General features: G+C 38.7%; 10 protein-coding genes. All 10 read left to right on the top strand.

The window, feature by feature from the left end:
• The first annotated feature begins 33 nt into the window (after nt 1-33).
• The 10 genes from menD (at nt 34) to CDL10_RS05060 (ending at nt 14,594) form a co-directional block, all read left to right on the top strand.
• Nucleotides 34-1,680, top strand: a complete 1,647-nt coding sequence (gene menD / locus CDL10_RS05105; RefSeq protein ID WP_100677542.1) for a 2-succinyl-5-enolpyruvyl-6-hydroxy-3-cyclohexene-1-carboxylic-acid synthase — start codon at nt 34-36, stop codon at nt 1,678-1,680.
• Nucleotides 1,681-1,688: 8 nt separating this feature from the next.
• The gene (locus tag CDL10_RS05100) at nt 1,689-2,417 is read left to right on the top strand and encodes a DUF4197 domain-containing protein (protein WP_100677541.1); all 729 of its coding nucleotides are present in this window, start codon (nt 1,689-1,691) and stop codon (nt 2,415-2,417) included.
• Nucleotides 2,418-2,569: 152 nt separating this feature from the next.
• Nucleotides 2,570-4,345 (top strand): arginine--tRNA ligase, encoded by a 1,776-nt coding sequence (argS, locus tag CDL10_RS05095; RefSeq protein ID WP_100677540.1) that lies wholly within the window; start codon nt 2,570-2,572, stop codon nt 4,343-4,345.
• A gap of 20 nt (nt 4,346-4,365) precedes the next feature.
• Nucleotides 4,366-6,534, top strand: a complete 2,169-nt coding sequence (locus CDL10_RS05090; protein WP_100677539.1) for a S9 family peptidase — start codon at nt 4,366-4,368, stop codon at nt 6,532-6,534.
• A gap of 58 nt (nt 6,535-6,592) precedes the next feature.
• Entirely contained in the window at nt 6,593-7,003 is a 411-nt protein-coding gene (locus tag CDL10_RS05085) for a hypothetical protein (protein WP_100677538.1), read from the top strand.
• A gap of 107 nt (nt 7,004-7,110) precedes the next feature.
• The gene (locus CDL10_RS05080; protein ID WP_165772985.1) at nt 7,111-8,394 is read left to right on the top strand and encodes an NAD(P)/FAD-dependent oxidoreductase; all 1,284 of its coding nucleotides are present in this window, start codon (nt 7,111-7,113) and stop codon (nt 8,392-8,394) included.
• Nucleotides 8,395-8,592: 198 nt separating this feature from the next.
• The gene (locus tag CDL10_RS05075) at nt 8,593-11,166 is read left to right on the top strand and encodes a GEVED domain-containing protein (protein ID WP_100677536.1); all 2,574 of its coding nucleotides are present in this window, start codon (nt 8,593-8,595) and stop codon (nt 11,164-11,166) included.
• A 114-nt stretch (nt 11,167-11,280) separates the two neighbouring features.
• Nucleotides 11,281-11,964, top strand: coding sequence for a DUF4294 domain-containing protein (locus CDL10_RS05070; RefSeq protein WP_100677535.1), 684 nt, complete (start codon nt 11,281-11,283; stop codon nt 11,962-11,964).
• A gap of 39 nt (nt 11,965-12,003) precedes the next feature.
• Entirely contained in the window at nt 12,004-13,701 is a 1,698-nt protein-coding gene (gene dnaX / locus CDL10_RS05065) for a DNA polymerase III subunit gamma/tau (protein WP_100677534.1), read from the top strand.
• A gap of 44 nt (nt 13,702-13,745) precedes the next feature.
• Entirely contained in the window at nt 13,746-14,594 is an 849-nt protein-coding gene (locus CDL10_RS05060; protein WP_100677533.1) for a transketolase, read from the top strand.
• The last annotated feature ends 8 nt before the right edge of the window (nt 14,595-14,602 follow it).

Raw genomic sequence — 14,602 nt, 5'->3', positions numbered from 1 at the left:
TCTGTATCTTTGAATAAATTTCAGATATTACCAATGATAATTCCCGAAATTCCGTTAGCACAAAGTGTATTACAGCTTTTCAAAGCCAAGCATATTCAGCATATCGTTATATCGCCCGGTTCACGGAATGCCCCGTTAACCATCGGTTTTTCTTCCGATGCATATTTCCGTTGTTACAGCATTGCCGACGAGCGTTGTGCCGGATTTTTCGCTTTAGGAATTGCTCGTGAGCTTAAACAACCCGTGGCATTGCTTTGTACATCAGGCTCGGCGGTGCTCAATTATTATCCGGCGGTTGCTGAGGCTTTTTACAGCCAGATTCCGTTGATTGTTTGCTCCGCAGACCGACCTTTAGCGAAAATTGACATTGGCGATGGACAAACTATCCGCCAACAGAATGTTCTGACAAATCATACGGTTTTTAATGCTAACCTTACCGAAAATGCTTTCCCGGAAAATGACCGGCTCATTCAAAAAGCTATTCACGAATCGCAAATCCAAAAAGGTCCGGTTCATATTAATATTCCGTTTGAAGAACCTTTGTATAATACAGTAGAAACACCGGATTATACCCCCGAATTGATAGACTTCTCTAATCCGGATATGGAAAATATAAATTGGAAAAAATACCAGGAAAAATGGGTGGAAGCAAAAAAAATATTAGTACTGATTGGTTCACAGGAACCCGGTTCGCTAAGTGAAAATACCATTCGGAAACTAGCTCAGTTACCCAATGTGGTTGTGATGACAGAAATCAATTCCAATGTAAGAGATGAACATTTTGTTAACCATATCGATATCTTGATTACGCCTTTTGATGAACAGGAATTTAAAGCTTTGCAACCTGATATTTTAGTAACTATTGGCGGAATGGTGGTGTCAAAACGTATCAAAAGCTTTCTGAGAAATTATCCGCCTAAAGAACATTGGCATGTAGATTTACTGCGGGCTTATGATACATTTGGTGTGCTTTCGGACGAAATCCAATCATCGGCAGAAACTTTCTTTTCCCAAATGTCGGAAGTCGTAACATCAAGCGATTATCAGCAAAATGTTTTGCAGGTTGTTGAACAGCGAAAAATACAACATCAGCATTTTTTAGCAAACGCTCCATACAGCGATTGGTTGGTATATGCCAAAATCTGGAAAAATCTACCGACAAATATTCGCCTGGAAATTAGTAATAGTGCGGCAATCCGCTATGCACAATTATTTGAAACACCGAAAAACACTGAGGTTTTCTGCAATCGTGGTACGAGCGGCATCGACGGCAGTACCAGTACGGCAATCGGAGCGGCGGTTCATAGTCCTAAACTGACTTTGTTGGTGACTGGCGACATCAGCTTTTTCTACGATAGTAACGCCTTGTGGAATGCTTATATCCCACAAAATTTTAAAATTATATTGATAAACAATGGCGGCGGCGGCATATTCCGTATTTTGCCCGGTCATCAGGAAAAGCCGAATTTTAATCAATATTTTGAAACTCAACATCAGCTTTCGGCGGAATATCTTGCCAAAATGTTTAATTTTGACTATTATCTTGCTGAAAACGAATCTTCCTTAAACGAAGGTTTGGAAAAGCTTTGGAATGCTGAGAAACCAGCTATCCTGGAGGTTTTTACTCCAACAAAAATGAATAATCAAATTTTAAAACAATATTTCGAATCATTAAAATAAAACATGTTATGAAAAAAATCATTTATCCGTTGTCAGCAGTTATTTTGTTTGGATTTACTGGCTGTGCAGAGTTGCAACAAGTGGCAAATCAATTGCCTGAGATACTGAACGAAAATGGACAAATCGGGCAAAATCAAATCGCACAGGCTCTTAAACAGGCTTTGAATCAAGGGATTGATAAACAGGTTTCTAAACTTACAAAAACCAATGGTTTTTACAATAATAGCCTGGTTAAAATAGGGTTGCCGGCTGAATTACAGCAAGTAGAAAAAACACTCCGCTCAGTTGGGTTAGGAAATTTGGCAGATGAAGGTATCAAAGCGTTAAACAAAGCTGCTGAAAATGCAGTGAAAGAAGCCACTCCTATTTTTGTGGACGCGGTTAAAAGTATGACGATTTCAGACGCGACCAATATTTTGATGGGAGATAAAAATGCCGCCACAAAATACCTGGAAAGAACAACTTCAAAGGCTTTATACAGCAAGTTTAATCCAGTGATTGAAAACTCATTTAGCAAAGTGGGAGCCGATAAAATCTGGGCGAATATCATCAAGCAATACAACAATATTCCGATGGTCAAGAAAGTGAATCCGGATTTGACAGATTATGTCACTCAGGAGGCTTTGAACGGTGTTTATACCATGATTGAACAAGAAGAATTAAATATTAGAAAAAATGCTTCATCACGTACCACCGACCTGATGAAATCTGTATTTTCTATGCAGGATAAAAAATAGTTTTTGGAAATATGAACAAGCTTTAAAAAGGCAAAAGAAATCACATCTTTTGCCTTTTTATTTTTTCACTATTTGGTGAGTTTGTTGTTTTTGTCAAAAGCATAACCTCAATTTTAAAACTCTGCACTATATTTGTACATTAAAACCGAAAATTGATGTTACAAGACATACTAACACCCAAAATACAAGAAGCTGTTGAGGCGAATTTTGAACAGAAAATAGATAAAATAGAGTTTCAAGCTACACGGAAAGATTTTGAAGGCGACATCACAATGGTGGTTTTTCCATTGCTGAAAATCATCAAAGGTAATCCGGTGGCAATCGGAAACACCATTGGCGAATATTTGGTTCAGCACGTGGATATTGTGGAGAAATTCAACGTAGTGCAGGGTTTTCTAAACATTGTGATTGCAGATGAATATTTTACCGATATATTCAGAGAAGCCTATCAAAATGCAAGTTTTGGCAATCATCGTCCAGAGGAAGAAAAAGCTGTGATGGTGGAATATTCTTCGCCAAACACCAACAAACCTTTGCATTTGGGGCATATCCGAAATAATTTATTGGGTTATTCGGTGGCGGAAATCCTGAAAGCTAACGGAAATAAAGTATATAAAACACAGATTATCAACGACCGTGGCATTCATATTTGTAAATCCATGCTGGCGTGGCAAAAATTCGGAAACGGAGAAACTCCCGAATCTACTGGATTAAAAGGAGATAAGTTGGTTGGGAATTACTATGTGGTTTTTGATAAGGAATATAAAAAAGAAATTGAACAACTTGTTGCTGGCGGAATGACTGAAGATGAAGCCAAAAAACAAGCTCCATTGATGATTGAAGCCCAGGAAATGCTGCGAAAATGGGAAGCTGGTGATAAAGAAGTGGTTGCTCTTTGGGAAAAAATGAACCAATGGGTATATGACGGTTTTGAAGAAACCTACGCCAATCTGGGGGTCGATTTCGACAGTTATTATTACGAAAGTAATACCTATTTGCTGGGTAAGGACGTGGTGGAAGAAGGTCTGCATAAAGGCATTTTTTATAAAAAAGACGACGGTTCGGTTTGGATTGATTTAACCGATGAAGGTCTGGACGAAAAACTGGTGCTTCGTGCCGACGGAACTTCGGTGTATATCACGCAGGACATCGGAACGGCGATTCAGCGTGTGAAAGATTATCAGGATATTACCGGAATGGTTTACACAGTGGGCAATGAACAGGACTACCACTTCAAAGTGTTGTTTTTGATTTTACAAAAACTGGGTTACGACTGGGCTAAGCACCTTCATCATTTGTCTTATGGCATGGTTGATTTGCCGTCCGGAAAGATGAAATCCAGAGAAGGAACGGTGGTTGACGCTGACGATTTGATGCATGAAATGACCGAAACAGCTCGTGAGATTTCGGAAGAATTAGGCAAATTGGACGGAATGTCTGAGGACGAGAAAAATAAGCTCTACCGCACAATCGGAATGGGGGCATTGAAATATTATATTCTGAAAGTTGATCCGAAAAAACGTATCTTGTTTGACCCGAAAGAATCAGTGGATTTTAACGGAAATACAGGGCCTTTTATCCAATATACTTATGCCCGGATTCAGTCTATCCTCAGAAAATCCGGCTTTGATTACAGCAGAGAAATCTATAATGGCGAATTGGAGCCAAAAGAAAAAGATTTAATCAAAAAAATGTTGGAATTTCCGGCTGTGATTGAGCTGGCAGGAAACACGTTTAGCCCGGCTGTGATTGCCAATTATACTTATGATTTGGTCAAAGAATACAACTCTTTTTACCAAAGCGTATCCATATTGGGCGAAACCGATGCCGGCAAAAAAGCGTTCAGAGTACAATTATCAGACAAAATCGGACAAATTATTCAAAAAGCGTTTGCTTTGCTCGGAATTGAAGTACCGGAGCGAATGTAATTAACTTAATAAATACAGTAATGAAAAAAGTGATTTTAGGAATATTCTTTTTGCTGACTCAAGTGGGGTTTGCTCAAAGAGATTTAACCATTGAAGAGGCGACTATTGGGGCATACCGCAATTTTGCACCCGAAAGTATGAACTTTATCCAATGGAAAAATGACAACAGTTTTACACATATCGATGAGATGTATCGCAACCTGATGATACGTACGCAGGCCGATGATTACAAACCGTCTGTTTTATTATCGTTGACCGATTTACAACAAGCGTTGCAAAAGAAAGTGACCGATTTTCCTGTAGCTCAGGTGTATTATTTTCCATATCAATACGAATGGATAAATGAGCATTTGGTTCGTTTCCCGATTCAGACTCAAGAGAAAAATTACGAAGTATTCTACGATTTCGACAAAAAAGAAGTGCTGGATATTTTTACTTACTCGCTCGAAGGTAAAGAAACCTTAATAAGTGAAAATAGACAATATCTGGCATATTTACAAGATAATGCTATTCGATTGGTTGATAATAAAGGAAAGATTACCGAAGTAACAGATTTTGACCATGGAATCGTTTACGGTAGTGGTTATACGCACCGGGAAGAATTTGGGATTAAACAAGGAATGTGGTTCAGTCCGCAGAATGATAAGTTGCTGTTTTACCGCAAAGACGAAAGTATGGTTTCCGATTATCCGCTGGTTGATTTTGGTCAGCGAGTGGCTGAAAATAAACCGATTAAATACCCGATGGCAGGAATGAAAAGTGAGGAAGTAACGCTTCAGATATATGACATCAACAGTCAAAAATTTATTCAGTTGCAAACCGGCGAACCCAAAGAGCAATTTTTGACGATGGTGACTTGGAGTCCGGACGGACAATCGGTTTTTGTCGGCGTATTGAATCGCGAGCAAAACCATCTGAAAATCAATCAGTATGATGCCAAAACGGGAGCTTTTGTGAAAACATTGCTGGAAGAAACTTCGGATAAATATGTCGAGCCTCAGCACCCGTTGTATTTTAATCCGGATAATGATAAACAATTTGTGTATTTCACAGATGTAGATGGTTACAGACAACCACATTTGTATGATACCAACGGTAAATTAATCAAAAAATTAGGTTACCAAGACGTGGTTGTGAAAGATATTATCGGTATAGATAACGGCCAATTGTGGTATGTGGGTACAGATAACCGTGCTTTGGACAATGCTTTGTATGCCGTAAATCTGAAAAATGGCAAAACGCAAAAAGTAAACCAGAACGGAGGAACACATGAATTTGTACTTAATCCGTCGAAAACTTATTTTGTTGACCAATACAGCACCATTAACCAACCAAACGTTTTGGAAGTGGTACAAGTGAAAAACCACGAAGCAACGCAATTGTTGTCAGCCAAAAATCCGTATGAAGGAACTATCAACTTGCCTAAAATGGAATTGTTGGAAATCACTTCTGATGATAATAAAACTACCCTAAACGGACGTATTATTTATCCGAAAGATTTTGATGCCAACAAAAAATATCCGGTGCTGGTATATGTGTATGGTGGTCCTCATGCCCAATTGGTAACCAACTCATGGCTGGGTGGAGCTTCGTTGTTCGATTATTACATGGCACAGCAAGGTTTTGTAGTGTTCACGCTTGACAATAGAGGAAGTGCTAACCGCGGACGTGATTTTGAACAGGTTATCCATCGTCAGTTAGGGCAAAATGAGATGAAAGACCAGATGAAAGGAATCGATTATCTGAAATCTTTATCTTTTGTAGATGCTGACAAAATCGGTGTTTCCGGTTGGTCGTTTGGCGGATTTATGACCACTTCTTTGTTATTGAATTATCCGGAAACTTTTAAAGTAGGTGTTGCCGGAGGTCCGGTTATTGACTGGAAATGGTACGAAATCATGTATGGCGAACGCTATATGGATACACCGCAGGAAAACCCGGAAGGTTACGAGCTGACTTCAACATTGAACAAGGTGGACCAACTGCAAGGCAGATTGTTGATTATTCACGGAGCACAAGACCCGGTGGTGGTGCAACAGCACAGTATGGAGTTTATCGAGGCTTGTATCAAAGCCGGCAAACAGGTTGATTACTTCTTGTATCCGACGCACGAACATAATGTGATGGGAATGGACAGGATACACCTCAATGCGAAAATTGCTGATTATTTTATGACGCATTTGAAATAATTATTAAAAATCCGGTTGAATTTTTTCACCGGATTTTTTAATAGTAAGTAAGATTATTATGATTGGTCATTTAAGTAAAAAAAGTGTAGTAGTTTTTTCTGTCATTATTTTGATTATAATACTTTTTGCCGGAATAAGTGCATATAAGTGGAGAGGCTCATCTTTTGTGTATGAAGAAGTGATTTTGGATAGTGAAATAGATATTTATGTTAATACAGTTAGGGTGTCAAGAGGAGGTGTTTATCTGAATGATAAATATACTATTTCCACAGCATGGAGGAAAGATTGTAAAACGAATATGGAGATAAGGTCACAGGGAATAAAAGATTTCAGCCCTCCATATAGACTTATAAAACCAAAAGGAAGTTTATTTTATATTATAAGACATGATACACTATGTTTTGAACTTCCTTCAAATGACAGATTCACAGACCCAACCTTTAAAGATTTATTTGGTACTTTAAATTGATTAATAATTAAACATCTCGTATGTGATATCCTAAATCTCTTTTAACATTCGGTTATTATCCGCGACATATTAGTAACTTTGCATGGTTAAAAAAAACAGTTTGAGTTATGATGAATATTCCAGATTCGGTAAACCCGAGAGTTGTGATTATCGGAGGAGGTTTTGGAGGGCTTTCTCTTTTTAATCAATTGAAAAACAAAGCTTTTCAGGTAGTGCTGATAGATAAGCACAATTATCATAACTTCCAGCCGTTGATGTACCAGGTGGCAACCAGTGGTTTAGAGGCGAGTTCCATTACCTATCCTATCCGCAAAGTGATGCAGGACAGGAAAGAGGCTTACTTCCGAATGGCAATGGTGGAAAAAATTGATACTGAAAACAAAAAAGTAGTTACCGATGTAGGGACAATCTATTATGACTATGTGGTTATTGCTACCGGTTCCGAGAATAATTTCTTCGGAAATGCTGAAGTCGAAAAAAACAGTTTGGTCATGAAAAGCATTCCTCAGGCACTCAAAGTACGGAGTATATTACTGGAAAGTTTTGAATTGGCTTTACAAACCAATGATGTCGAAAAACAGAAAACGCTGTTAAACTTCGTTATTGTAGGAGGAGGACCGACAGGTGTGGAGCTGGCAGGAGCTTTGGCAGAAATGAAAAAAGCGGTTTTCCCGAAAGATTATCCCGATTTGGACGTGATAAATCTCATGCAGATTAACCTGATTCAGGGAGCAGACAGAGTGCTGGACGCTATGAGCGAAAAATCGTCTGAGGCGGCAGAAAAGTATCTGCATAATCTGGGCGTGGTTGTACACAAAAATGTTCGTGTAACCAACTATGACGGGGAAATGGTTGAAACGCATGATGGACAAAAGTTTTATTCCAAATCCGTAATATGGTCTGCCGGAGTAAAAGGAAACACCGTTGATGGTTTGGCAGAGACAGTTGACAGAGCTTCAAGAATTAAAGTAAATCCGCACAATCAGGTAGAGGGCTTTTCAGATGTTTTTGCCATTGGTGATGTGGCGGCGATGTATGGCGAAAAATACCAGTACGGACACCCGATGATGGCACAGCCCGCCATTCAGCAGGGGAAATTGCTTGCCGAAAATTTAGAAAGACTGGAGCAAAACAAGGCGTTAAAGGCATTCAAATATAAAGACAAAGGTTCGATGGCAACCATCGGGCGGAACAAAGCGGTGGTGGATTTGCCTAAATCACATTTCCATGGAGTTTTTGCCTGGTTTATCTGGATGTTTATCCATTTGATTTCATTAATCGGATTCAAAAATAAAGCTATTGTTCTTTGGAGTTGGATATACAATTATTTTGTATTTGACCGTGAATCCAGAGTAATATTCAGACCTTACCGTACGCCAAACCGAGAATAAAATCTTCAAAATTTATTTTCCTAAGTTATATAGTGATGAGTTTTTAAATTCATCACTTTTTTATTTTTGTAAATTGATGAAATACAGTCTAATACATGATTTGGAGTATTTTGTTTATAATTATTCTAAATATTATTTTAATTAAATCTAAATAGTAATTATATTTGCCGCTGAGAAGCAATCTAAATTTTTCAAATCATGAACAAAAAAATTATGTTTAAAACGCTGTTTTTGGCAGCGTTTGGCATGCAGTTACATGCACAAGATTACTGCGAACCCGAATGGTCGGGTTGGGCGGTAAATGAACCTACCCGACCTGTTACTTTGGTTCAGTTTGGGGTTGAGGAAAATGCAGATGGTGCGATTAATAATCCTACATCTGCTTTGGTATCTACAGATACGCCACGTTACGAAGATTTCTCTTCCACAGTAGTAACGGTTAATAAGGGTGAAACCTATACATTAAAAGTGAAAGGAAATACCGATGGTAATAATACAGATTATATTACGGTATATTTTGATTGGAATGGAGATGGCGTGTTTTCTAACAGTACTCCTGCTACTATTGAAGAGCAACAACAATGGACTAATCAAAAAGAAAAGCATCAACACGGAATGTCGCTGATAAACAGTACAGGAGAAGACGGTGTTGAAGTTTCTTATACCGTAAATATTCCTACAGATGCTGTAACTGGTGAAATCAGAATGCGGGTGGTAAAAAATTACAACGCACCTTCTCCGGCACCTTGTAGTAACCCGTTTATCTTTGGACAAGTAGAAGACTATACGTTAAATATTTCAGAGGGCACATGTTATCCTGTCTTTGAGTACAATGCAGATGGGGAGATGATAACTCAGGTAATTTTTAATACGATTAACAATACTTCTCCATTCCAATCAGGTACCATGCCACAGTATGAGGATTTTACTGACATTAGTACCGAAGTACAGGCTGGTTCTGATTATGAATTGTCTGTGAAAGGACCTGCATCTACATTCCCTAGTGACGTAGTCGCTTATATCGATTTTAACCAAGATGGTGTTTTTGACCAGGATACTGAATTCTTCTATGTAGGTAGGTTGGCCGCAGCTAATCCGGCTAATGCAAATACGGTAACCACAACCATAACCATTCCTGAAACAGCTTTGAATGGTGAAACAATAATGAGAATTATCAAAAATTCCAATGTTGCTGCCTATTCTGATGACGAAGCACCAAACACAATTGTTGATGCATGTGCAGAAGATTTAAGAAGCGGACAGGTAGAAGAATATACTATCAATATTTTAGAAGCTACCGAGTCTGAATATTGTGTTCCTAACTTCTTCTACCCATCTTCATCTGCAGGTGTCATATTGAACCAAATATCTTTGACAGGAGAGACAATAACCTGGAATATTGACGCTATTACTTACGATGAAAACGGATATGCAAATTATACCGATGAACCTTCTGCTGACCTTCTTCCGGGAAGTGCTTATGATTTAAACTTTCACACAGATTGGCAAGACCCACATTTTATAAATGTTCGTGCCTGGGTGGATTATAACCAGAATGGTCAGTTTGATGACGAAGAAGAAATTGGTTATATCAATAGTGGAATGGCTTCTTCCGGAGAAGGTACTTTTAATTTTACTGTTCCGGAAAATACTCCGGTAGGTATTTATCGTTTGCGTGTGATAATGCAATTTCCAAACTCTGCACCAAATAACCTCACTCCTTGTGGGACAATAGATTCTTATGGTGTAGGTATAGATTACAATCTGCAAGTCATTGAAGGAGCAATAGGAATAACAACAGTTGAAGTCACTACCCAAGACAATATTCCTGCTGAGATAACTACTGAAAACGGAACTCTACAACTCGTTGCAACAGTAACTCCTTCTGATGTTAGTCAAGCTGTGACTTGGTCTGTTGAAGAAGGAACAGAATTTGTTTCGGTTGATGAAAATGGATTAGTAACAGCTATTGCTAACGGAACAGCTATTATTCGTGCCACTTCTGTGGAAGATGAAACCAAATATGGCGAAATCGAAGTGGTTGTAAATATAGAAGAAACACCTGTTGAGCCGGAATGTGAAGCCATTGAAACATTCGATGTAACCTTTGATGATTTTGAAAACTTCCCGGCAAATTGTTGGAGTAGCAATGATTCTTCCGAACATACATTTACAGTAATAGAAGAAGATTCAAATAAAATGTTACAAGTGTACAGCGGATTTGCCGAAGAAGAAGTTTACATTATTTCACCGGAAATGGTAAGTATTGACGGAGCTCACAGCGTAAGTTATGAAGTGATTTCATTCACACAACCGGGCACAACATTACAAATAGGAACCATGTCAGACCCATCAGATGTTAGCACTTTTGTGGTAGCCGAAGACGCGGTTGATACCTCAGTAGGTGTTTACACATCACAATTGGTTTCATCTGTAGAAGGTCACAAATACGTAGCGATTAAATATGTACACAACGGCGGACACAAATTGCTAAAATTGGATAACATCAAGTGGATAGTTCCTGCAAGCACCGGACAATTCGACCGAAATCAGGTTAAATTATACCCTAATCCAACACGTGATTTGATATATATTGATACGGATTTGAATCTACAAACCATTGAGGTGTACAACAATTTAGGACAGAGAATATTGACCACCAACGGGGCAGATAATTCAGTAGATTTATCGGCTCAACCAGCAGGTGTATATATTTTCAGATTGCAAACTGTTGACGGACAAAACGCAGAATATAAAGTAATAAAACAATAATTAAATTAATTTGAGTTATGTGAAGGCTGTCTTTTAGGCAGCCTTTACTGTTTTATGTTTTTGCACGATATTTGATTAATATTTAGTAATTTTGATGAAAGGAACTAATTACTTATGAAGAAATATTTTTTAATATTAATCCTGTTTAGCGTTTGTGTTAATGCCCAGGTCAATGATTGGGAAAAATATGCCGATACACTTTCAGTAACCATCAATCAATATGGAGATGAGGAAGTAGAATATGTTTTGGAAGAATTATTTATTAATTTTTCCAAAGAAGAAATAGAGCGTGTTAAAACCATGAATATCCTCAAACGTAGAATTCTCCGGGTTTATCCATACGTAGTAGCTACATCAGATAATCTGACTACGCTGAATGAGAATCTGGCAAAAATGGATACTAAAAAAAGAAGAAAAGCCTATATCAAAAGGTCAGAACAATATCTAACAGACCAGTTTGAAGAACGATTGAAAAAGCTATCAAGACAAGACGGTCAGATATTGGTAAAGCTGATTAACCGACAAACCGGGAAAACCACTTTCGATTTGGTTAAAGAATTCAAAAGTGGCTGGTCAGCATTCTGGTCGAATCAAACTGCGAAATTGTTTGATATTAACCTCAAAACCAAGTATAATCCGGCAGAAACGCTCGAAGACTTTTACATTGAACAAATCCTGCAAGAGCTGAAAGAAGAAAAAAGAATAAACTATCGCCCACCTGCTTTGTACAGCGATTTGGAAAAATTACAGAATTCCTGGCGAGAAAAATTAGGAGATTCCGGTTATTATCCGGAATAAATAGATTAAAAATCTTATATTTGTAGCTTATTATAGGATATGGAGCAATTTATAGTTTCGGCACGTAAATACCGACCTCAAACCTTTGCAGATGTAGTAGGTCAGGAGGTAATTACCAATACTTTGAATAATGCTATTGAGAACAATCATTTGGCTCAGGCATTGCTGTTTACAGGTCCGAGAGGAGTCGGAAAAACGACTTGTGCCCGTATTTTAGCAAGAAAAATCAATCAACCGGGTTATGACGACCCGAATGAAGATTTTTCTTTCAATATTTTTGAGCTGGACGCCGCTTCAAATAACTCGGTCGATGATATCCGAAATTTGATTGACCAGGTAAGAATTCCGCCGCAAACCGGAAAATACAAAGTATATATCATTGATGAGGTACACATGCTGTCCAATGCAGCTTTCAATGCTTTTCTGAAAACTTTGGAAGAACCGCCTCAGCACGTTATTTTTATTCTGGCAACCACTGAAAAGCACAAAATTATCCCGACAATTTTATCGAGATGTCAGATTTTTGATTTTAAAAGAATAACCATTCAGGACGCCAAAAATCATTTGATTCAAGTAGCCGAAAGCCAGTACATTACTTTTGAGGAAGATGCTTTGCAGATTATTGCCCAGAAAGCAGACGGAGCCATGCGTGACGCTTTGTCGATATTCGACCGTGTAGTGTCTTATTGCGGTAATCATCTGACCCGGCAGGCAGTGGCAGAAAACCTGAATGTCCTGGATTTTGAATATTATCTCAATGTGACTAACCTCATTGCAACCAACAATATCCCACAGCTTTTGCTGGAGTTTGATGAGGTTTTAGCAAAAGGTTTCGACGGACATCATTTTGTTATTGGCCTGGCATCGCATTTCAGAAATCTGATGGTAAGCAAAAGACCCGAAACAGCTAGATTGTTACAGGTTAGTGAGCAAAGTCAGCAACGTTTTGTTGAACAGGCAAACCAATTCAGTCACGAGCAGTTAGTCCGGGCTATTGACATTGCCAACCGCACTGAATTGAGCTACAAAAACAGCCAAAACCAACGGTTGCTGGTTGAATTATGCCTGATGCAGTTAGCTTCCGTTACCCACCCGGAGGCTGAAAAAAAAAAAGCTGAATTATTCCTGATTCCACCTTCATTCTTTGTTCAACCGACCATTAAAGACATTGAGGTAAAGCTACCCGAAGTAGTCAGGACAACTTCGCCTGAAGTAGCCGAACCGCAGACTGTGGTTGAAAAACCGCAAACAGACAATCGTTTGAGCGGAGCTTTGCCGGCATTGTCACTGAAAAGCGTGAAATACCGCAAGCAGATTGAACAGGAACTCAAAAAAAATCATACAGAAGAAAAAGACTTGCCCGAAGACCAATTCACTACCGAGCAGGTTTTGGATTTATGGAAAGAATATGCAGACAGGTTTACCAAAACCGGACGAATGCTCATGTCTTCCATCATGAATATGGTTGAACCCAAGATAGATGGAAACACCATAACGATTGAACTGCCCAATCAGGGGTCTAAAATCAGTTTTGAAGAAAATATCTATGATTTGACTAACGGTTTGCGTAAGAAGTTGAATAATTACGCCCTGCAAATCAAGGTAGAAGTAAATGAAACTATTACCATAAAAAAAGCATTCACTATCGAGGATAAATTCAATTATTTCAAAGAGTTGAATCCAAACATGGAAACCCTGAAAAAAATGTTTGACCTCGATTTGGACGCAGGTTCATAATTAACTGATAATATTACTTTATATTTGCAAAAACAAAGCAGACAATGAACGCAAACATTCCTCAATTAGAAGAACTAACAGTACAGGTTCGCAGAGATATTTTACGTATGGTACACGCCGTAAACTCAGGTCACCCGGGAGGTTCCTTAGGGTGTGCTGAATTTTTCGTGGCGATGTATCAGCATATTATGAAAAGAAAAGAAGGTTTTGACATGGACGGTCAGGACGAAGATATTTTCTTTTTGTCTAACGGGCATATTTCTCCGGTTTTTTACAGCGTGCTGGCTCGCAGCGGATATTTTCCGGTAAGTGAACTGGCAACATTCCGTAAAATAGATTCCCGTTTGCAAGGACACCCGACTACACATTCGCATTTGCCGGGTGTTAGAATGGCTTCAGGTTCATTAGGGCAGGGACTTTCTGTCGGAATCGGTGCTGCATTGACTAAGAAACTGAATCAGGACGAAAATTTTGTATATGTTCTGATGGGCGACGGCGAATTGCAGGAAGGTCAAAACTGGGAAGCGTTGATGTATGCTGCGGCAAATAAGGTTGATAACCTCATTGCGACAATAGATTTGAACGGAAAACAAATTGACGGTGCCACCGACGAGGTACTTCCGATGGGAAGTTTACGGGCAAAATTCGAAGCTTTTGGTTGGCACGTGTTGGAAATTGAGCAAGGAAATAATATTTCGGCAATTATTGATGGAATGAGCTCAGCCAAAGCGGCAGCGAAAAAAGGAAAACCTGTGATGGTGTTGTTGCATACCGAAATGGGTAATGGAGTAGATTATATGATGCATACCCATGCCTGGCACGGAAAAGCACCAAATAATGAACAGTTGGAAAATGCTTTGAGTCAGAATAAGGAAACATTGGGTGATTACTAAATTAACTT

Source organism: Avrilella dinanensis, from assembly GCF_002807015.1.
Taxonomy (GTDB): Bacteria; Bacteroidota; Bacteroidia; order Flavobacteriales; family Flavobacteriaceae; genus Flavobacterium; species Flavobacterium dinanensis.
The sequence above is the reverse complement of the archived record's forward strand: the minus strand, read 5'-3'. Positions and strand labels throughout refer to the sequence as shown.

Excerpts from the sequence above, each read along its gene's own strand:
- menD (WP_100677542.1), top strand. The coding sequence starts at position 34 with ATGATAATTCCCGAAATTCCGTTAGCACAAAGTGTATTACAGCTTTTC.
- CDL10_RS05100 (WP_100677541.1), top strand. The coding sequence starts at position 1,689 with ATGAAAAAAATCATTTATCCGTTGTCAGCAGTTATTTTGTTTGGATTT.
- CDL10_RS05090 (WP_100677539.1), top strand. The coding sequence starts at position 4,366 with ATGAAAAAAGTGATTTTAGGAATATTCTTTTTGCTGACTCAAGTGGGG.
- CDL10_RS05085 (WP_100677538.1), top strand. The coding sequence starts at position 6,593 with ATGATTGGTCATTTAAGTAAAAAAAGTGTAGTAGTTTTTTCTGTCATT.
- CDL10_RS05080 (WP_165772985.1), top strand. The coding sequence starts at position 7,111 with ATGATGAATATTCCAGATTCGGTAAACCCGAGAGTTGTGATTATCGGA.
- CDL10_RS05075 (WP_100677536.1), top strand. The coding sequence starts at position 8,593 with ATGAACAAAAAAATTATGTTTAAAACGCTGTTTTTGGCAGCGTTTGGC.
- CDL10_RS05070 (WP_100677535.1), top strand. The coding sequence starts at position 11,281 with ATGAAGAAATATTTTTTAATATTAATCCTGTTTAGCGTTTGTGTTAAT.
- dnaX (WP_100677534.1), top strand. The coding sequence starts at position 12,004 with ATGGAGCAATTTATAGTTTCGGCACGTAAATACCGACCTCAAACCTTT.
- CDL10_RS05060 (WP_100677533.1), top strand. The coding sequence starts at position 13,746 with ATGAACGCAAACATTCCTCAATTAGAAGAACTAACAGTACAGGTTCGC.